The organism is Allobosea sp. CCNWLY174, assembly GCF_037120455.1.
GTDB classification, from domain to species: Bacteria; Pseudomonadota; Alphaproteobacteria; order Rhizobiales; family Beijerinckiaceae; genus Allobosea; species Allobosea lupini.
The window spans coordinates 143,211-166,029 of record NZ_JBBBBQ010000006.1; the positions used below are offsets into that span (position 1 = coordinate 143,211).

Annotated in this window: 17 protein-coding genes; 1 reads left to right on the forward strand and 16 read right to left on the reverse strand. The window is 67.5% G+C overall.

From position 1 onward, the window contains the following. Positions 1-4 precede the first annotated feature (4 nt). Positions 5-1,084, forward strand: a complete 1,080-nt coding sequence (locus V7S63_RS18525; protein WP_091834960.1) for a sn-glycerol-3-phosphate import ATP-binding protein UgpC — start codon at positions 5-7, stop codon at positions 1,082-1,084. Positions 1,085-1,275: 191 nt separating this feature from the next. On the opposite strand, the gene V7S63_RS18530 is transcribed toward V7S63_RS18525, so the two are convergent. The 16 genes from V7S63_RS18530 to V7S63_RS18605 form a co-directional block, all read right to left on the reverse strand. Next, the gene (locus V7S63_RS18530; RefSeq protein WP_336531271.1) at positions 1,276-1,914 is read right to left on the reverse strand and encodes a redoxin domain-containing protein; all 639 of its coding nucleotides are present in this window, start codon (positions 1,912-1,914) and stop codon (positions 1,276-1,278) included. 49 nt (positions 1,915-1,963) lie between these two features. Next, entirely contained in the window at positions 1,964-4,066 is a 2,103-nt protein-coding gene (locus V7S63_RS18535; protein ID WP_336531272.1) for a protein-disulfide reductase DsbD family protein, read from the reverse strand. 128 nt (positions 4,067-4,194) lie between these two features. Beyond that, positions 4,195-4,476, reverse strand: coding sequence for a P-loop NTPase family protein (locus V7S63_RS18540; RefSeq protein WP_336531273.1), 282 nt, complete (start codon positions 4,474-4,476; stop codon positions 4,195-4,197). A 121-nt stretch (positions 4,477-4,597) separates the two neighbouring features. Beyond that, on the reverse strand, positions 4,598-5,632 hold the full coding sequence (locus V7S63_RS18545) for a GSCFA domain-containing protein (RefSeq protein ID WP_158673590.1): 1,035 nt from the start codon (positions 5,630-5,632) through the stop codon (positions 4,598-4,600). A gap of 142 nt (positions 5,633-5,774) precedes the next feature. Continuing rightward, positions 5,775-7,235 carry a polysaccharide pyruvyl transferase family protein gene (locus V7S63_RS18550; RefSeq protein WP_336531274.1) on the reverse strand — a complete coding sequence of 487 codons (1,461 nt, stop codon included), beginning with the start codon at positions 7,233-7,235 and terminating at the stop codon, positions 5,775-5,777. Further along, positions 7,232-8,434: a hypothetical protein gene (locus V7S63_RS18555; protein ID WP_336531275.1), complete on the reverse strand. Its 1,203-nt coding sequence runs from the start codon at positions 8,432-8,434 to the stop codon at positions 7,232-7,234. Before V7S63_RS18555 ends, V7S63_RS18550 begins: the two co-directional genes overlap by 4 nt. Continuing rightward, a complete protein-coding gene (locus V7S63_RS18560; protein WP_336531276.1) occupies positions 8,431-9,636 on the reverse strand; it encodes a polysaccharide pyruvyl transferase family protein in 1,206 nt (401 codons plus the stop codon). The genes V7S63_RS18555 and V7S63_RS18560 overlap by 4 nt, the downstream gene beginning before the upstream one ends. A 32-nt stretch (positions 9,637-9,668) precedes the next feature. Continuing rightward, positions 9,669-10,979, reverse strand: a complete 1,311-nt coding sequence (locus V7S63_RS18565) for a glycosyltransferase family 4 protein (RefSeq protein WP_100964702.1) — start codon at positions 10,977-10,979, stop codon at positions 9,669-9,671. Continuing rightward, positions 10,976-13,156, reverse strand: coding sequence for a glycosyltransferase family 2 protein (locus tag V7S63_RS18570; protein ID WP_336531277.1), 2,181 nt, complete (start codon positions 13,154-13,156; stop codon positions 10,976-10,978). Before V7S63_RS18570 ends, V7S63_RS18565 begins: the two co-directional genes overlap by 4 nt. Positions 13,157-13,160: 4 nt before the next feature. Next, positions 13,161-13,928 carry a hypothetical protein gene (locus tag V7S63_RS18575; protein ID WP_336531278.1) on the reverse strand — a complete coding sequence of 256 codons (768 nt, stop codon included), beginning with the start codon at positions 13,926-13,928 and terminating at the stop codon, positions 13,161-13,163. Beyond that, positions 13,925-15,178: a glycosyltransferase family 4 protein gene (locus V7S63_RS18580; RefSeq protein WP_336531279.1), complete on the reverse strand. Its 1,254-nt coding sequence runs from the start codon at positions 15,176-15,178 to the stop codon at positions 13,925-13,927. The genes V7S63_RS18575 and V7S63_RS18580 overlap by 4 nt, the downstream gene beginning before the upstream one ends. After that, entirely contained in the window at positions 15,175-16,008 is an 834-nt protein-coding gene (locus V7S63_RS18585; protein WP_336531280.1) for a class I SAM-dependent methyltransferase, read from the reverse strand. The genes V7S63_RS18580 and V7S63_RS18585 overlap by 4 nt, the downstream gene beginning before the upstream one ends. Next, positions 16,005-18,311, reverse strand: coding sequence for a glycosyltransferase (locus V7S63_RS18590; protein WP_336531281.1), 2,307 nt, complete (start codon positions 18,309-18,311; stop codon positions 16,005-16,007). Before V7S63_RS18590 ends, V7S63_RS18585 begins: the two co-directional genes overlap by 4 nt. 69 nt (positions 18,312-18,380) lie before the next feature. Then, on the reverse strand, positions 18,381-19,175 hold the full coding sequence (locus V7S63_RS18595) for a calcium-binding protein (RefSeq protein ID WP_100964692.1): 795 nt from the start codon (positions 19,173-19,175) through the stop codon (positions 18,381-18,383). 313 nt (positions 19,176-19,488) lie between these two features. Next, on the reverse strand, positions 19,489-20,844 hold the full coding sequence (locus V7S63_RS18600; protein ID WP_091834913.1) for an HlyD family type I secretion periplasmic adaptor subunit: 1,356 nt from the start codon (positions 20,842-20,844) through the stop codon (positions 19,489-19,491). Next, complete coding sequence (locus tag V7S63_RS18605; protein ID WP_336531282.1) at positions 20,841-22,580, reverse strand: type I secretion system permease/ATPase; 1,740 nt, start codon at positions 22,578-22,580, stop codon at positions 20,841-20,843. Before V7S63_RS18605 ends, V7S63_RS18600 begins: the two co-directional genes overlap by 4 nt. Positions 22,581-22,819: the final 239 nt, after the last annotated feature.

Here is a 22,819-nt window from a genome sequence, read left to right on the forward strand (position 1 = left end):
GCCAATGGCTCAGGTCACGCTCAACAACGTCAAGAAGATCTATGCCGGCGGCGTCGAGGCGGTGAAGGGCGTCTCCTTCGACATCCCCGATGGCGGCTTCTGCGTCCTGGTCGGCCCCTCCGGCTGCGGCAAGTCGACCCTGCTGCGCATGGTCGCCGGGCTCGAAACGATCTCGGCCGGCGAGGTCGCGATCGGCAGCCGCGTCGTCAACCAGATCGAGCCGGCCGACCGCGACATCGCCATGGTCTTCCAGAACTACGCGCTCTATCCGCATATGAGCGTCTACGACAACATGGCCTATGGCCTGCGCAATCGCGGCACGCCCAAGGACGAGATCGAGAAGCGCGTCGCCGAGGCCGCGCGCATCCTCGCCATCGAGCCCTTCCTGCAGCGCCGCCCGCGCCAGCTCTCCGGCGGCCAGCGCCAGCGCGTCGCCATGGGCCGCGCTATCGTGCGCAAGCCGCAGGTCTTCCTGTTCGACGAGCCGCTCTCCAATCTCGACGCCAAACTGCGCGTGCAGATGCGCGTCGAGATCAAGAAACTGCAGCGCGCGCTCGGCGTCACCGCGATCTACGTCACCCACGACCAGGTCGAGGCGATGACGCTCTCCGACAAGCTGGTGGTGATGAATGGTGGCCAGGTCGAGCAGATCGGCGTGCCGGCCGAGGTCTATCGCAAGCCGGCGAGCCGTTTCGTCGCCACCTTCATCGGCTCGCCGCCGATGAACCTGCTGCCGGCCAAGGTCGACGGGCACGGCATCATCGCGCTCGGCGATGCCCTGCTGCAGGCGCGCGATCTGCGCGAGGACCTGGCCGTCGGCACGGCTGTCGAGGTCGGCTTGCGGCCCGAGGACATTGAGATCGCTTCGGAGGGGGCTGCCGGCTCGCTACCCTTCGACGTCGAGTTCATCGAGGAGCTCGGCGCGACCCAGCTGTTCCATGGCCAGCTTGCGGGCAAGCCCTTCGTCATGCAGGCGGCGACCGGCGAGGTTACGGCGCAGCCCGGCCGGCTCTGGATCTCGGTCGATCCCGACAAGGTCCACGTCTTCGATGCCGAAAGCGGGGTTCGGCTGGGGAAGGTTTGAGCGCGGGAGCCGCAACGTAGAACCCCTCTCCCGGATGGGAGAGGGGCAGGGGTGAGGGACCGCCGCTGATAACTGGGGTGCTACGGCGCCCCTGCGACGTCGATCGGTTAGGGCAGGCTCTGATCCATGCCCTTCTCCCACACGGGAGAAGGGTTCCCAGCGCCCCTGTTTGGCTGTCTTCGTGGGACGATTCAGCTCACCGGTGCGTATTTCACGACGCAGCCATAGGCCTTGGTCGCCGGCTCCGAGACCGCCTTGCCGGCCTTGAGCTCGGCCACCGCCTGGCGGATATAGCTCTTGGCGCCGTCGAGGCTGGAGGCGCTCGACGAGGGCTTGTCGTCGATCGCTCCGGCATAGGCGAGCGTCCCCTTGGGATCGATGATGTACATGTGCGGCGTCGTCTGGGCGCCATAGGCCCGCGCCAGCTGGCTCTTCGGGTCGAGCAGGATCGAGGCGGGGGCGGCGTTGCGCGTCTTCGTGAGTTCCTTGGCCTTGGCCGCGTCGACATGGCCCTGCTCGCCGACGGGCGAGGAGATCACCGAGAGCCAGACGATGCCGTCCTTGGCCATGTCCTTCTGCAGGGTCTGCATGGTCGCGCTGTTGTAGTGCTTCCGGACATAGGGGCAGTCATGGTTGGTCCATTCGAGGATCACCGTCTTGCCGGCATAGTCCGACAGCTTCTGCAGCTTGCCGTCGACATCGACGACCGAGAAGTCGGGCGCCTTGGCACCGGGTTTCGCCGCGCTCTGGGCGAAGGCGGCGCCGGAGGCGATTGTCAGTGCGGTGGCGGCGAGGCCGGCGAGGAAAAGCTGTCTGGTCACGTCTGTCATGTCTGTCTCCATTCTTCGGTGGCAGAGGGTTGGCGTGGGCAGTGCTCTGTTATCGTGCGGTGGCGGTCTTCACCTCTTTGCCGGCGGCGCGCTGGGCGGCGCTGACCACGGTCTCGGGCGTCAGCAATTGCGGCAGCACCTCGGCCTGCGCGCCCTTCGTTCCCGGGTAGAACAGATAGAGCGGCACGCCGGCGCGCCCGTACTCCGTCAGTGTCGCGGCGATCGTCGCGTCACGATTGGTCCAGTCGGCCTTGAGATAGGCGACACCGAGCTTGGCGAAGGCGTCCTTCACCTCTTGCCGCGACAGAGCGACCCTGTCATTGGCGAGGCAGGTGATGCACCAGGCGGCGGTGAAGTTGACGAAGACCGGCTTGCCTTGTGCCTGCAGGTCCGCGACCCGCGCCGGCGACCAGACGCCGGGGCCATCGGTACCGGCCTGGACTGTTGGCTGGGCCGAAGGCGTCGCGCTCTCGATGACGAAGGCCGAGGTCGCGCCGACGAGCAGGACGGCCACCGCAGCCGCGACCGCGCGCAAGGCCCGGCCACTGCCGCGGGTGACGCCGACCAGCCAGAGCGCGAAGCCGGCGACCAGGATCGCGACGAGCGCGGCGAGCGCGCCATCGGCACCGGCCTGCATGGTCGCGACCCAGGTGAGCCAGATCGCGGTGGCGAACATCGGGAAGGCGAAGGCCTGCTTCAGCACGATCATCCAGCGGCCCGGCTTGGGCAGCAGCCGCAGCAGCCCGGGCGCGAAAGAGAGGGCGACGACGGGCGCGGCGAAGCCGAGCGCCAGCGCCATGAAGATCGACAGCGCCGCGGCCGGCGGCTGCGTCAGCGCATAGCCCATCGCCGCGCCCATGAAGGGGGCGGTGCAGGGCGTCGCGACGACGACGGCAAGCGCGCCGGTCATGAAGGCGCCGACCGGGCCGCTGCGGCTGGCGAGCCCGTCGCCGACACCCTGCAGCCTGCCGCCGATCTCGAAGGCGCCGATCAGGTTGAAACCGATCAGCGTCATCAGCACGGCGAGCAGGATGACGAGCGGCGGCGATTGCAGCTGGAAGCCCCAGCCGGCGCCGAGCGCGATCACGGCCGAGGCCAGCACGAAGAAGGTCGCGAGCACGCCGGCGAGGAAGAGCAGCCCCTGCCGGCGGACCTCGCCGCGGCTCGCCTGCGCCACCTGGGCAAAGCCGAGCGCCTTGATGAACAGCACCGGCAGCACGCAGGGCATCAGATTGAGGATCAGGCCGCCGGCAAAGGCGAAGGCCAGCGCCAGAAGGAGTGTCAGGTCTTCGGCCGGAGGCGGCGGCAGCACGACCTTCGCCGGCGCTTGCGCCGGCGCCGCCGCAGCCTGCAACAAGGCTGGCTCGACCTCGGCATTCAGCGCGAGAGCGCGCTTCACGCCGCTGTCGTCGAAGGTGACGACGCCATCGGTCGTCGGCGTGCCGATCTTGAAGGCGGTCGAGCGGGTGAGGGTAAGCGCGCCGTTGGCGAGCGGCTGCTCGGCCGCATGCTCGATCAGCGTGTCGAGGACCGGAAAGAAGCGGACATCGCTGGCGCCGGCGGGCAGGCCGGGCAGGGTGAGTGCAAGCTTGTCTTCGCCCTTCGCCGTCAGCTTGGCGGGGAATCCAGCCGGTTTCGGCAGGGCGGCGCGGGCCTGATCGATCCGCGCTTCCGCCGCGGTGTCGACAATGCCGGCCGGCGCGATCGGCAAGTCGAGCGTGAAGGCGCCTTCTTCGGGAATGCAGATCTTCTCGCAGACTAGCCAGGTCGCCTTGGCCGAGAGCGTCAGCGTCTCGCCCGGCTTGGCGTTGGCCGGGACCGAGATCTCGACCGGCAGCAGGACATGGTCCTCGAATCCGAAATTGACCAGCGGCTCGACCCGGATCGCTTTGGGCGCCGGCCACTGGATCGCGCTGGCGCTCACGCCTTCCGGCAGCGTCCATTCGATCCGCGTCGCCTCGCCGGAATCGCCGGGGTTCTGCCAGTAGCTGTGCCAGCCCGGCGCAAGTTTCTGGGTGAGGGCGACCTGGAAGCGTTCGCCCGGCGCGACGGCATCGCGGCTCGACAGCAGCGTCGCGGTGACGCGCGCCGAGGTCACGGGCGTCGATTCGGCGGCGATCACAGGCACAGGCGCGAGCAGAGCCAGCGCCATGGAGGCGCGCTGCAAAAGCCGGAAAGCGGTCCGGCGCGGGAGGCTCGTCGCGATCATCCCGATCAGATGCCCGCTTCCATCGCGAAAAGCCAATGACAAGCGGGTGAGGGCGGCGCGAGGTCGCAGGGTCAGGTGGTGCGCCCGACCTCGCGCGCAACATCCGAGAAGGGACGCATGCCGCTGTCGGGCCGGGTCGCGATCGAGAGGAAGCGTGCGGCGAAAGCGAGCGAGTCGCGCTGGCTCGGGCTGAGCTGGTCGCAGCGTTGTCGGTCGGCGAGCCCGGTCTGCTCGGCCTGCGCCAGCGCGGCCTTGAGCTCGGCTTCGCTCAGGGCGCCGGAGTTGACCAGCGAGCGCAGCACGGCGGTGAAGGCCAGCAGCATGCCTTCGAGCTGGAGATTGGCGACGTTCATCTCGTCCTCCCGATTCTGATCGGGCGGTCGGACGGCCGCCGGGCAAGCCTGCGCCGGGGGCCGTTCGTCGGCGCCCGGCGCATCTTGGCATGGCAGGCCGCTCGGGGCGACCGGCTTATGGTCAGGCCGCCTGCGGCTGCTCGACCGGCGGCAGATAGGCGCCCTGGAAGGTCGTCATCACATGCGCAACCATTTCGCGGGCGATGTGCAGCTGGTCGTCCTCGAAAGCAATCGCCCGCGGTGAATTGAGTACGATCTCGTAGCTCGGGAAGTAGTCGATATAGTCGAAGCGCCGGAACAACTCCTCGGCGACGGCCCGCAGCAAAGATTTCGAGGCGCTGTTGGCGACGATAACGTCGGCGTCCTTGAAGGTCGCGCCGAACGGCACCGGCGAGACGGTGACGACGAAGCGCATCTCCGGGTTACAGTGCTCGCGGATCAGACCGATGATGTCGAGCATGTCGGCCAATGTCGCGTCATAGCCGTAGTCGACGAAGCGGAAGCGTTCCGGCATGCGCTGCAGCCAGCTCGGCCCGGGATGGGCGTTCATCGCGATGCCCGTCTGCGCATCGAGCCAGGTCTCGGTCAGGCCGAGCGTGAAGAAGCAGATCTTGGCCTGCTTGATCGTCGCCGTCGCCTCCGTGAGGCGCTTGCGATTGGCGAAGGCGGTCTCGCGGTCGAGCAGCCTGAGGCCGCTGGCATGCGGGTCGAACCATTGTCCTGGCGCAAGCTCGATCAGCCCGTCATCGGGGTAGCTCTCGCCGCGCAGCACGCGCTTGAGCTCATGCGTCATCGAGCGGACCGAGTACTTGTTGAGCGCCCCGCGGCTGAGCTGGCCGCGATCGGCGCCGCCGCCGCGGCCGGTCGCCTCGTCCCAGCTCTCGAAATGCTCGGCCGGTACGCCGTGGCCGCGCAGCAGCAGAGGCAGGCCGCGCGTCATCAGGATGTTCTCGACTTCGCGCGCGAAGCAGGAGCCCATGGTGAAGATCGGCCAGTCCGGGTCGATCTTGAATTTCGGCTTGTGCTGGACAGCGAGGTAGTTGCCGGTGGTCAGCCGCTCCTTGGCCATCTTCTCGGGCTTGCCCGAGGTCCAGCCGCGCACTGGATTGCCGCGCATGATGGTAAGGGCCGTGCCGGCATCGTATTCGATCTTCATCGATCGTCTCCTGGTTCGTGCAAACCTCTCGGCTCGACGCTGCGGACTTCGGTCAGTCTCGTAAGCACCGGGCGTTTGCAGATGGCCCGGTGACCTCCGGGCGTTTCCTCCGACCGGCGCGATCTGTGCCGCGCCGTATCTCTCACATGCGATGGGGAATGCCGTTGTGGTCGAGGAAGCCGCGCATCCGGTCGTAGGAAGCGGCATAGCTCTTCGCGAGATTGTTGAGCGCCGCCTCCTGGTAGACGGCGCGCCAGCCGCCCTCGGCCAGCGCCGCTTCCGGCACGACCGGAATCTTGAGCGTCTCGGCCAGCTCCTGGCTGCGCGTGTCATAGGCGACGAGGACGCCGGGCACGCCCTGTGCCACCGCCGGCAGAACGCCGTGGACGCGGTAGCCGACGGCGAGGTCGATCGACCTGGCGAACTCGTCATAGCGCTCGACGTCGAAGAAGGAGAACAGCTGCTTCTCGTAGATGCGCCGCATGGCGGTATCGTCCGGGCCGTCCCACCACTTGGTCCTGACGAATTCGGCGACGGCCTTGTCCTTCGCCGTGGCGTCGCGCAGGAAGAAGGCCTTCTCCTCCTGCTCGCCATGCGAGGACATCACCATCTCGCTCTGGCTGTCGACCTTGAGCAGCGCGGCCTTCTGGTTGCGCAGATAGGCCTCCGGGTCGGCGGTGTAGCTCTTGTCGGCCTCGCGGCGCAGGCTGAAGGCGACCTTGCGGATCTCGCGCTGATCGGGGATGCGGATCTTCAGCTCGCGATTGCGGGTCCGGAAGATCGAGGGGCAGCCCACGACCTCGACATTCTTGATGCCGTTCTGGCGCAGGGTCTCGGCGCTGAAGGCGCCGCGCACGCCGATCGAGGCGCAGCGCTCGGAGACGATCGACCAGAAGCGGCGGGACGGTTCGGGCAGCTCGATCCTGCGGTTCTGGCTCGCCTGGGCGCCGACGCCGATGGCGTAGACCGGCAGCTTGACCCGCTCCAGCACCTCGACGGCGCGGAACCATTCCATGTTCTCGTGGATGAAGTTCGAGCCGCGCACGAAGACGAAGTCGAACTCGCTGGCATAGCGCTCGATGTCGGCCTCGGTCGGGGACATGATCTTCATCGGCTCCAGATGCGCATAGCGCAGGAGCTTCAGCGTCGAATCGTAGACGATCATGTCGCCGATGTTGAAATAGTCGCTGAGCAGCTTCTCCATCGGCGCGCGGTACCAGCGCACCTTGTCGTGCTCATGCACCTCGCCGGCAGGATAGATAACTAGCGCGCGCAGTTTCGTCTCGGTCGCGATCGGGCGCAGGTTCGAGCCCGGGGCGAGCGTGCCTGTGGCCGCGTCGGCGATCGCGATCGAGTGCGGGCGCCCATTGGGCATAGCTGGCAGCGGGATCGTCAGCTCGGCGACATCGGCCTCAGCCGTAACGATCGCGCCGGGGTGGATGGTGGCGTAGTCCTGCCCGTCGAGCAGCAGCTTGAGCGCCGGCCAGCTGCGGTCGGGCCGGCGCCCGATGGCGACGACGACCTCGCCGGTGGTGGCGCGCAGGATCTTGATGGCGTTCTCGGCCGAGACCACGGAGCCGAGATTGAGCACGGGCGCGTTCATGACCCCTCCTTGACGAACTGAACCTTGAGACGGACCAGGTCCCGGTCGGGACCCAGCTTGCAGTCGGCGACCTTCATCCTGGTCATGAAGAGATAGGCCTCGTCGCCGGTCGTCTCGAAATTGCGCGAGCGCGAGGCGGGGTCGGCGAGGGCGCCATAGCCGTAGCGCAGCCGGTCGCTGCAGTTCTTGCTCCACATCGTCGGCTGCACCATCAGGGTCTGCAGCGGCGACCAGCGGATCAGGTCGTCGGACCAGCTATAGGCGACCCGCCCGCCGGCGATGTTCTGGCTCGGGTCGGGGCCGAGATGCAGCAGGGCGAGCCACTTCCCGCTCGGCTCGTGCCGGGTCAGCGATCCCACATTGGTCGGCAGCGGCTTGAGCGTCTGGCAGGGCCGCGCCTGGCTGAGATCGTCGCGATAGGGATCGACGGCGCGGATGGTGAAGTCCTGCCCGTCATAGGCGCGCCAGGAGGTCGGGTCCTTGATGTCGGTCGAGCGGAACAGGCAGACGCCGTTCTTCTGGCCTTCGCCGCCGGTCGTCATGATCAGCGCATACCAGGCGCCGTCCTTCTGGACGATGTTGGAGGGATTGAAGAAGCCGCGATGCCGGCCCTGGCCGACCTCCTGGGGAAAGCCCGGCGCCGCCACCAGCGGGCGCGGCTCGTCGGTCTTGAAGCTGAGGCCACCATCGCTGGAATGGGCGGCGGTGACGACATTGTACCAGCAGCTCATCGCATCCTTGAAACGGCAGGCGCCGGGATGCTTGTCGGCATGGTACTCGGCGTGGACCAGCGCCTCGACATTGCGGCCATCGCCGGTCCAGGTCGCGGCGATCCAGCTCTTGTCGCTGAACTGGCTGGGGTCGGCGCTGCTCTTCGCCTCGAAGGAGACCGCGCAGCTCTTGCGGATCGCGCCGAGATTGGCGCCGATCAGCGGCCGGCTGCGATAATGGCTGGCGAAGGCGACGACCTCGCCCTTGCCATCTCGGAAGGCCCGCAGCGGCGCGTCCGGCAGGTCCCATTCCTCGCAGCGCTCGCGTGCCCAGGAGACGACCGTCTCCTCCTTCGCGTCGGGAGCGATCTCCAGCCGGTAGCCGGGCCCCTTCGGACCCGGCGCCTGCTGAGCCAGGCCGGCGACAGGAATTGTGACTGCCAGCAGGGCCGCCGGCAGCCAGGCAAAGGCGCTGCGAAGCGTCCTCATGCCACCTTCCTTTCCGGCTCGGGAGCCGGCGGCGCGGACGCGGCAGCGGCCGCGGGTCTCACCATCTTGTGGTCGACCTTGTTCTCGCTGAGGAAGGCGCTCATCGCGCCATAGGTCCGGGCATAGGCCGCGTTGAAGCGGTCGAAGAGCGTCTGGTCCCAGTACTCTTCCAGCCTGAACGGCTTGTCGCCGAAGACGTCGACGCTCGGGATCTGGAAGGTCTCGGCGAACTCGACGGTGCGGCTGTCATAGGTGAAGTAGATCGAGGGCGTGCCGTTCGCGAGTGCCATCAGATTGCCGTGAAGCCGGTAGCCGAGCACGAGATCGAGCTTGCGTACGAGTTGTTCGTAGCCTGCGACGACATCCGAATAGAACATCCGGTCGCGATAGAGCGCTTCCATCTGCTCATCGAGATACCATTGGGTCGCCCAGCCATTTTCGCGCAGGGCGGCCATGCCCTCGAGCTTCTGCTCGGGCGTGCCCAGAGCGAGCTTCTTCTCCTCGACCTCGCCCTGCGACATCAGCGTGACCTCGAAGCGATCCGCCATCGCCTTCACCAGGTCGCGGTGAAAGGTCAGGTAGCGCTTGATGTCCTTGGCGTAGTGCTTGGAGACCTCGCGGCGCAGGGTGACGCCGACCTGCTTCACCGAGTCGAGCGCCGGCAGGCGGATGGCAAGGTCCGGCCGGTTGTTGCGGAAGGCGGTCGGGCAGCCGATGATACGAACGTTCTTGATGCCGAGCTCGTGCATCACCTCGGCGGAATAGGTGCCGCGCACGCCGACCGAGGCGGTGGAATCAGCGATCAGCTTGAGGACGGTCTTGCTGTCCTCGCTGAGTTCGAGCTTGCCGCTGACCGGCGCCTGCGCGCCGATGCCGAAGGCGAGCACCGGCAATTTCAGCCGGCGCAGCACCTCGGCGGTGCGGCTCCAGTTCATCCCGGCGTGGACGTAGTTCGAGCCACGCAGGAAGACATAGTCGAACTCGGCGTTGAAGCGGTCGATCCGGGCCGGGTCGATGCTGGTGATCGGCAATTCCTCGAGCGTCACGAAGTTGAGCAGCTTCAGCGAGGAATCGAAGACGAAGGCGTCGCCGATATTGTGATAGTGGTTGATGTGGCTCTGCAGGTCGGCGTGCCGGTACCAGCGGACATTGTCGTGGTCGTAGACTTCGCCCGAAGGGCTGATCACGAGGATGCGGGCCATGGTTGCGTTCTCCCTTCTTGTCTGCGCGCAGCTCACGCGATCATCGGCGTGGCGTCGCGATTGGCCGGAGCCGGCACGCCCCGCTCGGCGATCAGGCGCTGGTAGAGCGCCAGATGCTGATCGGCGCAGTCGACATGGCTGAGCGGCTTCTTGATGCCTGCACGCAGGCGCTCCCATAGCCCGGGCTCGCTCAGCGCTCGGGTCATGCAGTCGACGAGGTCCTCCGGGCTGCCCGAGCGGAAATGCAGCCCGTCGACCTCGTCGGTGATCTTCTCGGCCATGCCGCCGAGATTGCTGGAGAGGATCGGGCGGCCGTGGAAGAAGGCCTCCTGGATCACGATCGGCGAGTTCTCCCACCAGACCGAGGGCATCACCACCCAGTCGACCGAGCGCATCAGGTTCGGCATCTCGTGGTTCTGGAAGGCGCCGCAGAAGCGCACGCGCCGCCCGGCCGCCTCGACCAGATCGGCGAACTTCTTCTTGTAGGCCTCCGGTTGCCTGTCGAGGTTGCCGCCATAGACGAGCAGCACGCCGTCCTCGCCCCAGACCGAATCCGGGATGCGGGTGACGGCGTCGAGCAGCACGTCGGCGCCCTTGTAGGGGGTGAGCTGGCCGAAATAGGCAAAGCGCGAGCGCCGGCTTTCGGCCTCCGGCAATGGCCGTGGCGGCGCAACCTCGGCGACGTCGATGCCGTTCTCGATCACCGAGAAGCGATCGGCCGAAAGTCCCCATTGCTGGTAGCGCTCGGCGAGGAAGCGGCTCGGCGAGACGAAATGATCGGCTAGGTTGAGGATGCCCTTGATGAAGGTCTCGCGCGCCAGGAAGCGTGCGGGAGAGATGTCCGGGAAGCAGGCGTTGCAGTCGCTCGGCGAAGCCCGGTAGCAGAGCTTGAAGGCGCCGGTCTTCACCATCTGCCCGTGATGGTGGCAGATCGAGAGATACTCGTGGAAGGTCACCACGATCAGCGCGTCCGGCAGCGTGTCGCGCACGGCGAAGATGCATTCGAGCCCGAGCCCGATGAAATGGTGGAAGTGCACCACGTCGGGCTTGAGGTCGCGCAGCACGCGAACGAAGTCGCGCTCGATCTCGTCGGTCGCGCGGTTCGACAGCAGGAAGTGGTCGTACTCCTCGGCATAGTAGAGCAGTTCGCCGCCGCGCTGGCGCAGGCTCATCAGCGCCGTGCCGCCATGGCGCGGTGTCGGTGCGCCGACCCGGGCGAGATAGTGCGTGTCGAGCTCGGCCTTGGCCTGGAAGCCCTTGTGCAGGTTGTAGGAGGCGATTTCGGCGCCGCCGAGCGAGAAGGAAGGGTGGCCGTGCGAGACGACGAGGATACGCATGCTCATCCTCTCATGTTGGAAATGGCCAGCGCCCAGCGCCGGTCGAAACTGGTACGGTCAGCGAGATTGATCAGCGCGCCGACATGCGGCCGGGTCTCGGCGTCCTCGACGACATAGATCTCGACCTCGGGCACCCAGAGCGACGGCACGCCGTTCATCCTGAGCTTCAGGCAGAGATCGAGGCCCTTCTCGCTGGGCGTGAAGTAGCTGCGCGAGAAGCCGTCGGCCTCGAGGAAGGCGTTGCGCGACATCACGCAGCATTCGGTCGCGCCGGCGGCGACCTCCATCGGCCCGAGGCTGCCGATCGCATCGAGCGGATAGCCGACGAAGCGGTTGTAGACGCGCCGGTTGGCGCCTTCGCCTTCGAGCCAGGCGCCGGCCCAGCGGATCGAATTGTCCTCGAACAGCAGGGTCGGGCTTGCGACGCAGTGCCCGCCGCGGCCGCGATAGGCGCGCTCCAGGCGTCCGAGCCAGCCCGGCATCCGGATCTGGGCTGCGCCGGAGAGGAGCGCCACCGTCTGGAAGCGGCAGGCGCGCACGCCCGCCTCCAGCGCATCGCAGCTGTCCTCGACGCCTTCGACCAGCACGAGCCGGACTTGGAGTCCGTAGAACTTCGCCAGCCGGCGCGCCTCGGCTCCAAGCCGGTCGAAGCTTTCACCGGGAGCGGCGACGACGATCGGCAGTGGCCTGATCTCCGGATCGATCGCGAGCAGGGCGAACAGGCTGGAGAGCTCGCGCTGGCGCTGGTCGAGGCCGATCACCAGGCCGAGCGCCGCATCGGCGTTGAAGCGGCCGATATCGTGCGTCTCGATCGCCTTGGGCGGGGCGATCTCGGCGGCCTGCAAGGCGGGCGCGATCTGCCTTTCGACCACGGCGGCCGCGGTCGAGGAGCGCGGGTCGAGCAGGCCGAACACCCGCTCCAGCGCGCGCCGGGGCGGATTGCGTCCGGGCGAAAGCGGCAGGAAGGCCGGCCCGTGACCCTCGACCTCGAATTCGAGATAGAGCGGCTGGCCGGGCTCCGGCAGCAGCTTCGGCGCGAAGACGATGAAGCCGTGGCTGTTGCGCCGGCTCGCCATGGCCGGGCCGAAGCGCGGATCCTCGGCGAAGGCGGCGGTGACGTCCGGCCGTGCGGCGCGCGTCCAGAGTTTGTCGACGACGCAGGACTGGCTGCCGCTGCGCAGCGTGACAGTGCCGGTGAGGCGGTCCGGGTCGAAGAGCCAGCCGATGACGAGGACTCCACTGCCCTCGACGATGGTGGCGTCGTCGATGCCGGCGCGCACCGGCTGCTCAAGGAAGGAGATGGTGTCGCGCCCGTCGAAGCGTTGCGAGGCCTGCTTCAGCTTCTCGGCGGTCGCCGGCGGCGCCATGCCGCGCTGCAGCCCGTCGCGCAGGTGGCCGGGCACGGTGATCTGCTCGAGCAGGACGTGGCGGTCATAGACCTCGAGCGCGCGCCAGCCGTCATTGGCGCGGAAGAACAGTCGCTCGATCTCGCTGGGATGGCGGATCGTGCATTCTTCCAGCAGGCCGAAGAAGCCGCAGGCGCCTTCGCCGAGATCGTCGCGCTGGAAGGTTCCCGCTTCCAGCACGGCCGGCGAGAGCCCGCCATGCGCGATCAGCAGCTTGGTGCGCCCGGCGGCGAAATTCGAGGTCCAGCCCTGCAGGAAGATGCCCTCGTCGAGCGGACCCATCACCTCGACGAAACCGCCGGGCTTGGCGACCGATTGCAGCAGCATGCCGACGGCGCGCAGGCGGCGTGGATTCGACTTGCCGGCGAGCAGCACTTCGAGGAGGCCGTCGACGACGGTCGGGAAGGACTGCCCGGCCTCGTCGGCGAGCGCCGCGAGGAAGGCCTGCAGCGGCATCGGCTTCGGCGCCAGGATCAGCCGCAAGGGTCGGCCGGGCCGGCCGAGCAGGATCGCGCCGGAGCCGGCACGATCGGGCGACGGAGCGGGGGCGAGGCAGAGGAAGCCGGTGGCGTGCGCGGCGTCGGCCTGTGGCCGGCGCCAGGTCAGCGCCATCGTCTCGACCCGGTTGCGCGGGTTGCCGTCGACCGCGACCGGCACCTTGCCGGGCAGCGCATCGCAGGCGCTCATCACCAGGATCGCGTTCTCGCCGAGCGGGGTCCAGGCGACAGTCGGCGCCGGGCTGATCATGGTCCGCTCGGGGATGATGACCTCGTTCATCGCCTCACCTGCCCATCAGCATGACGGTGAGCGTGACGAAGGAGAGCAGCGCCGACAGGCCCGAGAGGAAGCCGAGCACGACGGTGACCTGCCGGAGCGGCGCCTTGGCCTCCTTGCGGATCGCGACCAGCCGGTCGTCGAAGGCCCGCAGCGTCTGGTCGAAGCGCATCTGGAAAACGTCGATCTCGCCGAGACGGGACGCGATAGCGCCATTGCCTTCGACCTCCTCGGACTGCCTCGCCTCGGCCTCGCGCTGGCGATGCTGCGCCAGCTGCACGCCGAGCTCGCCGACCTTGTCGAGCAGTTCCTTTTGGGTCAGCTGCGAGCGCCGCTGCAACGCGATCAGTGCCTCGACCCGGTCGAAGAAGCGGGCCAGCGGCACGGCGATCGCCGCTTCCGCCGCGAGTTCGGCCGCCGGCGGCAGGCGCAGTTCGAGCTGCGCGCCGGTGCTCGGCGAGATGCCGACGACGGTCAGCGCCTCGCGCGCCGCAGCGGTGCGGTCGTCGAGCTCCATGGCGAAGGCGTGCCTGCCATCGCCGATGCCGTTGCGGCGCAGGTCGATGCGGCCCTGGTCGGCCACCGCCTCCTGCACCTTGAGGCCGCCCCGCATCAGACGCACGATCAGCCGTTCCTCGGGGCGCGCCTCGTCCCAGATCCAGCCATGCAGCCGGTTGCCGTCGAGCGCATCGACGCGCCCGTTGAGCTTTGCCGGGGTCTCGCTCGCGTCGCTCACGGTACCGTCCGGACTGTGCATCGTCGTCATGCTGGTCATGCCGCCTCCGCCAGTTTGAGTTGATCGAACAGGGCCAGATGCGCCTGCGCGCAGGCGTCCATGCCAGCCCCGGGCTCTATGCCGCCGACGAGGCGGTGCCAGAGCCCGTCCTCGCTCATGGCGCGGGCCATCACCCGCGCGAGCTGGCCGGGATCGCCGGGGCGGACGTGCAGGCCGTCGACGCCGTCGCTCACCATCTCGGCCATGCCGCCGATGTTGCTGGCGATCACGGGCCTGAGGTGCTGGAAGGCTTCCTGGATGACGAGGGGGGCGTTCTCGTACCAGAGCGACGGCATCACCACCCAGTCGACCTCGGCCATCAGCGCCGGCATCTCGTCGCGGCGATAAGGGCCGCAATGCACGACCTCGGCGCCGGCCTCGGCGAGCGCCTTGTCGAGCGCTGTGGTGAAAGCCTCGCTCTGGAACGGCGCTCCGCCATGGATGCGCAGTTCGAACACGTCAGCGCCCTCGTCGCGCAGAAGCTTCGCCGCCTGCAGCAGCGGCAGTGCACCCTTCCAGGGATTGAGGTTGCCGAAATAGCCGAAGCGGTTGCGAGGGCCATGGGTATGCCGGTGCGGCACCGGCATCTGGACCGGCCGAGCATTGGCGATGACCTCGATCTTCTCGCCTGGCAGGCCCCAGTCGATATAGCGCTGGCGCAGGAAGCGGCTCGGGGAGACGAAGCGGTCGACTGCGGACAGATGCGTCTTCAGGAAGCGCTCGCGCAGCAGGAAGCGGTCGGGGCCGATCTCGGGGAAGCAGCCATGACATTTTGCCGGCGAAGCACCGGTGCAGCGCTGCTTGTCGCCGGTGCGCACCATCAGCCCGTCGTGATGGCAGATCGAATAGTAGTCGTGCAGCGTCATCACGATCGAGGCCTGCGGCAGCAGACGCCGCGCCAGCGCCAGGAATTCGGCGCCGATCAGCACGAGATGATGGATGTGGATCACGTCCGGCCGGAACTCGGTCAGCAGCGAGCCGAGATCCTGCAAGGTGCCGTAGTGGTCGATCTGGCTGAGATGGAAGCGGTCGAAATGCCCGCTCCACAGCAAGAGGTCGCCATCCGCTCCGGTCGCCTGGAAGGCGGTGCCGGGATGCGGCTGGCGGTGGATCGCATTGGTCGCGCCGAGGAAGAGCACCTCGCAGCCCTCGCCACGATAGGCGCTCGCCAGGTCATGGGCGAAGATCTCGGTGCCGCCCGGATGCAGGTCCGGGTGGTTGTGGGCGACGACGAGGATGCGCCGACTCATCGCTGGATCCCCGGTTTCACCGCGACCAGCAGATCCTGGTAATGGGCCGCGCTGTGCCCGCGCCAATGGCCGGGGTCGAGCCGCTCGACCGCAAGCCCGGCCTGAGTGGCGTGCTCCAGCAGGAAGCCGGCGTCGATACCGGCGGCGGCCAGCGGTGCCTCCTCGATCGCGTACCAGCCGGGACCCTCGCCCCAGCGCCGGAACTTCAGGCGCTCCTGGCCGGTGCTCTGGCCGTCGAGGGCGAAGGCGGTGAGGAAGAGCCGTCCGCCCGGGGCGAGCAAGCGCGCCGCCTCGTGCAGGTAGACCACTAGCTCTTCCGGCGGCAGATGCGTCGCCACGGAGGTCATGGTGATGAAGTCGAAGCTCTGGTTGGCGAAGCCGAAGCGGACCTCGTTGCCCGGCAGCGAGCCCTGCGGGTTGTAGAGCGGATGGGCGATATCGAGGCGTTGGAAACGGAAGCGCGGATAGGCCGGAGAAATCGTCTGGGCGCACCAGAGGATGCCGTCCATCACGGGATCGACGCCGTCATAGCTGCCGCGCTCGGGGTCGAGATATTGGGTCAGCGGCACCGCCATCCGGCCAATGCCGCAGCCGATGTCGAAGACGCGCTCATGCGGCTGCAACCGGCCGATCCGGATGAAATGGCCGAGGAACTCGGCGCCGATGGCACGGTAGTCGCCATCGCCGACGAAGATCGAATCCGGCGGCGGATGCGGCAGGAAACGGTTCGTCTGGACATGGGCCATCAGCCAGGCGAGCTCGGGCGTCATCGGTCCGATCGCGGGCGCTGCTTCCGAGGTGGTCTGTCGCAGGGCGAGGGTCGCCGTCATGCCGCTGTCGCCCTTCTGAGGTTGGCGCGGGAGAGGAGGAATTCCGGATCGAGGCTCAAGGACGGCGCCCGCGGCGGCGCGGGGTGCTGCTGGGTCGCCGGCTTGTCGACCGCGGCCATCAGCGCCGCGATCTCGCTGTCCCAGCGCTTGGTCTGGAGCCAGGCATTGTGCTGCGAGGCGACGCCACGCGTGTAGTCGAGGCTCTTCGAGATCGACTGGCGCTCGAGATGGTAGAGCGACACGCTCGGGACATAGACGATGCCGAGCCCGGCCCGCGCGATCTTGAGGCAGAGATCGCTGTCCTCGTAGTCGCCGATGACGTAAGCGTCGTCGAAGCCGCCGATCTCCATGAACAGCGCCCGCGGCATCACGATGCAGGCGCCGGTGACGCCCGGCACCGGCCGCTCGACATTGGCCGGCGCATAGCCGCTCGGCATGCCCTTGAAGTAATGATGGTTGAGCCAGGTGCCTTTACTGTCGCGCTTGAAGTAGAGCCCGGCATGCTGCAGCGAGCCGTCGTCATAGAGCAGCTTGGGGCCGACCGCGCCGGTGCGCCGATGCGGCTCGATGCGCTGCAACAACGCCGGCAGCCAGCCCTCGCTGTCGGGGATGACATCGGAATTGACCATGGCGAGCGCCTGGCCGCGAGAGGCGGCCGCGCCGGCGTTGCAGGCGGCCGAGAAGCCGCCATTGCGGCCCATCACCACGAGCTGCATCGGCAACCCGTAGGCGAGGAAGAGACCACCGAGGAGATGGGCGACCTCGCCCTCGTGCTCGGGTGAATCGAGCACGTAGATCAGCTCGGCCTTCTCGGCGAACCAGCGATCGGCGGCGAAAGCCGAGACCTGGATGCGCAGGAAATCGTAGACGCGATAGAGCGGGATCACCACCGAGACCGCGGGATGCGCGGGGCCCTTGCCGAAGCTCTTGATGCAGGGCTCCGGCAGGGTCTGGCGCAAAGCCGCCTGGCAGTCTGCGAGGACCGGCGCGATCGTCCGCTCCAGCATCTGCGCGTTCAGGTGCTGTGGCGGGATCGCGGCCAGCGCCCGGGCCCGGATGGCGAGAGCGTCCGCGGGCTGCGCATTGGGGCGCAGCGACAGCACGGTGCCGGATTTCAGCTTGAGCTCGACCCGTGGTTGCAGCACCGGCGCACCGCCGGCATAGCCGGGGATCAGGGCAGCAAAGCCGGTGGCGCGCTTGACGTCGCCATTGGCGCCGGCCGGCAGCAGCGCAGGGAAGTTCTCCAGCCGCTCGAGCACCGGCGTCGGCTCGCCCTCGGAGCGATGCAGCAGCATCTCGTCGAGCAGCCCCTCGGCATCGCGGTACCAGCCGCCGAGCAGCAGCCCGGCCGGGGTGGTGACGGCGAGATCGAGCTCTGCCGAGGGCAGGTCGTCATTGCGGCGCACGGTCTGGGCGGCGAGCGGCAGCCGCCTCTGCATCTCGATCGCCAGCAGGCGGCCCTGCTCTGACAGGCCGGAGAGCTGCTCGACCAGCCAACTGCGCAATCCGTCGCGCTGGCTGGCCTTGCCGGCCCACCAGCGTCCGAGCGACGGGATGTCCTGGCGGGCAGCGACCGTCCTGACGATCAGGCCGGATTCGGCCTGCAGGATCAGCAGCCCGCCGGCCTGTGGCGGGAATTCGTCGATGATCAGGTGCAGCGGCCGGTTGCCGGCGCGATCGGCACGGCCGAGCCGCGGTTTTCCGGGCTGGCGGGAGAGGCCGCCGGCATCGAGCCGATAGGCGGTGCGGACACCTGGAAGCCGGCCGGGCACCGTCGTTTCCAGCAGGACCTTGCCTTCGGTGAGGCGGGCGACCGGAGACGCCGCCGTGGGCTTGCGGGCGAGAACCAGCAGGAACTGGCGCAGGAAGCCGAGATAGCCGGCAGCCTGGCTCAGCCCGAACAGCGTCGGCCAATGGCCGACCAGCGCGTTGGCGAGCATGCGGCGTGCATCGGGCGTGGCGTCGCGGACGAGATCCTCCGCATCGGCCATGCCATGGACCAGATCGGGATCGAAACGCGCGGTGGTGTCGCCACCCGGATGATCGTCGGACAGCGCCGCGACGACCTCTCCGGGCCCGCCATGGCGGAAGACGACGACGACGCGCAGGCGCCCGTCGCCGAGCGGCAGGACGACCGAGGCCGAGCCGAGGCGCTTCTCCCCTGCCGCCAGCGCGATGCGTGGCCGCGACAGCACGGGAGCGTCGATGGTCCAGCTCAGCAGGAAGACCGTGCCGCTCAGCCGGGAGAGATGCAGCTGTGGGCTCAGGCCGTCCGTGGTCGGCGCGGGCGCAAGAGAGAGCATGAGGAACCTGTTCCGAAAGGGCAGGGGGAGGCGCCGGCCGGACCTGGGCCCGGCCGGCGCCAGCTGTCGTCAGGCGACCGAGAAGTAGGAGTTCGGATCGGCCTGGATGTCTTCGGCGGTGACGCCGACGATGGTCACGGTGTCGCCATTGCCGAGATCGACGACGGCGTTGCCGCCGACGGTGGTGGCGCGCGCCGCCACGTCCTCGGCCGAGCCGATGTCGGTACCGTTGATGCCGCTGGAGATCTGCAGCAGGTCTTGGCCGGCATCGAAGTCGAGCACGACGTCGTTGCCGCCGCCGCCATTGAAGATGAAGATGTCGTCGCCGGCGCCGCCGGAGAGGATGTCGTCACCCGCGCCGGCGAAGAGCAGATCGTCGCCCGCGCCGCCCTGAAGGACGTCGTTGCCGGCGCCGCCTTCGAGCACGTCGCTGCCGATGCCGCCCTGCAGCACGTCATTGCCGGTGCCGCCGAGCAGGATGTCGTCGCCCGGCCCGCCCTGGAGCAGGTCATCGCCGTCGCCACCGCGCAGCACGTCGTCACCGTTGTTGCCGCGCAGGATGTCGTCGCCTGTGCCGCCGTCGAGGACGTCGTCGCCCTCGCCGCCGAACAGGCTGTCATTGCCTTCGCCGCCGGAGAGGACATCGTCATCCAGGCCGCCGAAAAGGGCGTCGTTGCCCTCGCCACCGGACAGGAAGTCGTTGCCGGCATCGCCGTAAAGCAGGTCGTCACCCTCTTCGCCGAAGAGGGAATCCACCTGGTTGCCGCCATGGACGATGTCGTCCCCGGCGCCGGCGAGGATCACGTCACTGAAGCGTGTCCCAATCAAGAAATCGTCGAATGCACTGCCTTCGATCGTGGCCATTCGTCACCTCCTCGGTGATCAGAGAGCACCACCAGATATGCGGAGAACGTCCGCCGCTCGTTCTGGGTCACGGTGCGATTTCGATAGCGATCCGGAGGCTCGCCATCGTGCGACGCTCATGAGAGTAGCCTAGAAGAGCTTGATATCAAGCAATATATTATGACTATTTTGCGGTGCAGCAAAGTTTAAATCATTTTATATATTGTTCAGTCGAGCATTATACTGAGAGTTTGATACGGATTTCGAAGTATATTGTTTTGATTTGGAATCGGCCGGGGATGCGATCCGATTTCGGCGGCCGGATCGACCGGGCTCAATCCTCCCTGAAGGCGCGATTGAAGCTGTCCCGGATGGGCGAAAGCAGGTAATCGGCCGCAAAACGGCGGCCGTTGACGATCAGCACCTCGGCCGCCATGCCGGCATGCAGCGTCACCTTGTTCTCCTTCAGGCTCTGCGGCGTGATCTCGGCGCGGACGATGAAGAAGGCATTTCCGGTCTTGTCGTCGACCAGCTGGTCGGCAGCGACATAGCTGACCTTCGCCAGAAGCGGGGGCATGATCCGGGCGTTGAAGGCGGTGAGCCGCACTTGCGTGTCGGCGCCGACCCGGACCGAATCGATGTCGCGCGGATCGACCTTGGCCTCGACGACGAGCGGCTCCTGTTCGGGCACGATGTCGAGGATGGCCTCACCCGCGGCGACGACGCTGCCGGCCGTGCGCATGCGGATATTGGCGACGATGCCTTCCTGTGGCGCAGTCACCACCAGCCGGCGCAGCACGTCCTGCGCCTGGACGATGCGCTCGACCACCTCCGAGAGCTGGAGCTGGCTGTCCTGCAGGTCCTTGGCGATCTCGCTCTGGCGATCGAGGCTGATCGCCTTGATCTCGAGTTCGGCGCCGGCGACGGCCTGCTCGGCCTTGGCCTTGCGGGCCTTCATCTCGCCGGCTCGTCCGGTGAGCTCGCTCTGGCGGGTCTGCAGCTCAACGAGCTGGGAGCGCTTGGCGTAGCGCTTCTCATAGAGCTCGGCGATCGTCTTCACCTCATCGTCGATCAGGGTGCGCTGGTTGCGCACCGCGTCGATCTGCGCCTGCAACGCCTCGGATTCGGCCTGATGCTGCTCGATCACGCGCTGCTGGATGCGGGTCTTGCCGTCATAGACCTGGGCACGGGCGCGGAAGAGCGCGCGCTCGGCATTGATCACCTCGCGTGCGATCGGCGTCCGCGCATTCTCGATGTCATCCGGGAAGTCGATCTGCGTCGCATCGCTCTGCTCGGCACGCAGACGGGCGAGCCTGGCGTCGAGGCCGACGCGTTTGCCTTCGAGCTGCTGCAGCTCGGCGCGTGCGCGGGCGTCCTCCAGCCTGAGCAGCGGCTCATTCTGCGAGACGCGCTCGCCTTCGGCCTTGAGCAGGGTCTTGAGGATGCCGCCTTCGAGATGGCTCACGGTCTTGCGGCGGCTGTCGACGATCACCGTGCCTTGCGCGACCGCGGCGTTGTCGAGCCGCGCCGTCACGGCCCAGGCGCCGAAGCCGCCGAAGCCGATCGCCACCGCGGCGACGCCGGCGAGGACGAGATTGCGCAGCGACGGCATGCGCTCCTCGGGCTCCGCCTCAATCGTCACCGGCAGGAGCGCGCGGTCCGGCCGGCGCAACATCGGCAGCTCGCTCATGCGCTTACCTCGCGGGCGGGGACTGGTTTCGACGGTTCGAGCTCGACGACGCCGGCCGGCGTGATCATGCCGGAGATCGCCGAGCGCGGGCCGAACTGGGCGACGCGGCCCTCGCGCAGCACCAGGATCTTGTCGACGATCTGCATCACCGAGGGGCGATGCGCGATCAGGATCACGATCGCGCCGCTCTCGCGCGCGGCGTTGATCGCCCGGATCAGGCTCTGCTCGCCCTCGGTGTCGAGATTGGCATTGGGCTCGTCGAGCACGACAAGGCGCGGCATGCCGTAGAGTGCCCGCGCCAGGCCGATGCGCTGGCGCTGGCCGCCGGACAATTTGAAATCGCTGTCGGCGACATTGGTGTCGTAGCCGAGCGGCAGGCGGCCGATCAGCTCGTGCACGCCGGCGATACGCGCCGCTTCCAGGATGGCGTGAGGATCGGGCTTGCGCATGCGGGCGATGTTCTCGGCGATGGTGCCGTCGAGCAGCGAGACCGATTGCGGGAGGTAGCCGACCATGTCGCCGAAGGAGCCGCGCTCCCATAGATAGGTGTTGTGGCCGTCGAGATAGACGCCGCCGACATTCGGCTTGAGCACGCCGACGATCAGTCGCGCCAGCGTCGATTTGCCGGCTCCCGATGGCCCGACCAGGCCGAGCACCTCGCCCGGCTCGAGCGTGAAGGAGACGCCCTTGATCACCGTCTGCTCGCCGCCCCTCGGCGCGTAGACCAGCCGGTCGATGACGAGGTCGCCCTGCGTCGCCGGCGTCGGCACGCTCTGACGCTGCGAGCTCTGCGATTGCAGGAGCTCGCGGACGCGCTTCCAGGCCGCGGCGGCGAGCACCCATTGCCGCCAGTCGGTGATCATCGAGTCGAACGGCGCCAGCAGGCGCCCGAGCAGGATGCTCGCCGCCATCAGCGTGCCGGCCGAGACCTCGTGCCGGATGATCAGCACCGCGCCCGTCGCATAGATCGAAAGCTGCATGGTCATGCGGCTGGCGCGGGTGATGGCGGCGATGAACTTGCCGCGGCGCGTGCCGAGATCGAGATGCTCGAGCATGGCGATCTGCTTGGCCCGCCAGCGGCTGGAGAGGGCCGGCAGCATGCCCATAGCCTCGATCGTCTCGGCATGGCGCAAGGTGGCGCTGATCTCGTTGATCGAAGCGACGCCTTCTTCGTTCGCCTCCTTCAGCGCCCGCCGCGTCAGCATGTCGGAGACGACGCCCAGCAGCAGCAGGATCAGCAGGGAAGCCAGGCCGACCAGGCCGTAGATCCAGTGGAAGGCGAACAGCACGGCCAGGAAGATCGGCGACCACATCGCCTCCAGCGGTGTCGCGATCGCCGAGCTGGCGATGAAATAGCGGAGTTCGTTGAGATCGCGGATTGCCTGCGTCGCCTGGCCTGAGCCCTTCTCCAGCGAGGTCGAGACGGCGGCCTGCAGCGCCGGCAGGTTGAGCCGGCGGGCGAGGATGCTCGCCATCGCCTGGAAGGTCAGCGAGCGGATGAATTCGATCGTGCCGTAGAGCGCCAGCGCCCCGACCGCGATCACCAGCAGCATGGTCAGCGTGTCATAGCTGCGGCTGACGATGACGCGGTCCTGAACCTGCAGCATGAACATCGGCACGGTCAGCAGCAGGATGTTGACGCAGAAGCTGAGGAAGGCGGCATAGGCCAGCCCTCCGGCAAAGCCGCGCTGCAGGCCGCGAATCAGGACGTCGGCAGGCTGGGTCGCAACCTTCATGCAGGTCTCCGAACGGTGGCTGGCCATCAGATGGCGCCGCTGACGCCTATGACGATACGGCAGTCTCTGAGTGTTATTAAAGCCTGACACATAAGCCGTGTCTATAATATGACAGATGAAGCCTTATGAAATAACGACAATTACCGAGAATATGGCAGAAGCGTGCTACATTTCAAAATTTGAAACACTTCATGACTATGTTGATTTCGATAAAATCTTAACATCCATGGGTTCAGGGT

Excerpts from the sequence above, each read along its gene's own strand:
- V7S63_RS18525 (WP_091834960.1), top strand. The coding sequence starts at position 5 with ATGGCTCAGGTCACGCTCAACAACGTCAAGAAGATCTATGCCGGCGGC.
- V7S63_RS18530 (WP_336531271.1), bottom strand. The coding sequence starts at position 1,914 with ATGACAGACGTGACCAGACAGCTTTTCCTCGCCGGCCTCGCCGCCACC.
- V7S63_RS18535 (WP_336531272.1), bottom strand. The coding sequence starts at position 4,066 with ATGGCGCTGGCTCTGCTCGCGCCTGTGCCTGTGATCGCCGCCGAATCG.
- V7S63_RS18540 (WP_336531273.1), bottom strand. The coding sequence starts at position 4,476 with ATGAACGTCGCCAATCTCCAGCTCGAAGGCATGCTGCTGGCCTTCACC.
- V7S63_RS18545 (WP_158673590.1), bottom strand. The coding sequence starts at position 5,632 with ATGAAGATCGAATACGATGCCGGCACGGCCCTTACCATCATGCGCGGC.
- V7S63_RS18550 (WP_336531274.1), bottom strand. The coding sequence starts at position 7,235 with ATGAACGCGCCCGTGCTCAATCTCGGCTCCGTGGTCTCGGCCGAGAAC.
- V7S63_RS18555 (WP_336531275.1), bottom strand. The coding sequence starts at position 8,434 with ATGAGGACGCTTCGCAGCGCCTTTGCCTGGCTGCCGGCGGCCCTGCTG.
- V7S63_RS18560 (WP_336531276.1), bottom strand. The coding sequence starts at position 9,636 with ATGGCCCGCATCCTCGTGATCAGCCCTTCGGGCGAAGTCTACGACCAC.
- V7S63_RS18565 (WP_100964702.1), bottom strand. The coding sequence starts at position 10,979 with ATGAGCATGCGTATCCTCGTCGTCTCGCACGGCCACCCTTCCTTCTCG.
- V7S63_RS18570 (WP_336531277.1), bottom strand. The coding sequence starts at position 13,156 with ATGAACGAGGTCATCATCCCCGAGCGGACCATGATCAGCCCGGCGCCG.
- V7S63_RS18575 (WP_336531278.1), bottom strand. The coding sequence starts at position 13,928 with ATGACCAGCATGACGACGATGCACAGTCCGGACGGTACCGTGAGCGAC.
- V7S63_RS18580 (WP_336531279.1), bottom strand. The coding sequence starts at position 15,178 with ATGAGTCGGCGCATCCTCGTCGTCGCCCACAACCACCCGGACCTGCAT.
- V7S63_RS18585 (WP_336531280.1), bottom strand. The coding sequence starts at position 16,008 with ATGACGGCGACCCTCGCCCTGCGACAGACCACCTCGGAAGCAGCGCCC.
- V7S63_RS18590 (WP_336531281.1), bottom strand. The coding sequence starts at position 18,311 with ATGCTCTCTCTTGCGCCCGCGCCGACCACGGACGGCCTGAGCCCACAG.
- V7S63_RS18595 (WP_100964692.1), bottom strand. The coding sequence starts at position 19,175 with ATGGCCACGATCGAAGGCAGTGCATTCGACGATTTCTTGATTGGGACA.
- V7S63_RS18600 (WP_091834913.1), bottom strand. The coding sequence starts at position 20,844 with ATGAGCGAGCTGCCGATGTTGCGCCGGCCGGACCGCGCGCTCCTGCCG.
- V7S63_RS18605 (WP_336531282.1), bottom strand. The coding sequence starts at position 22,580 with ATGAAGGTTGCGACCCAGCCTGCCGACGTCCTGATTCGCGGCCTGCAG.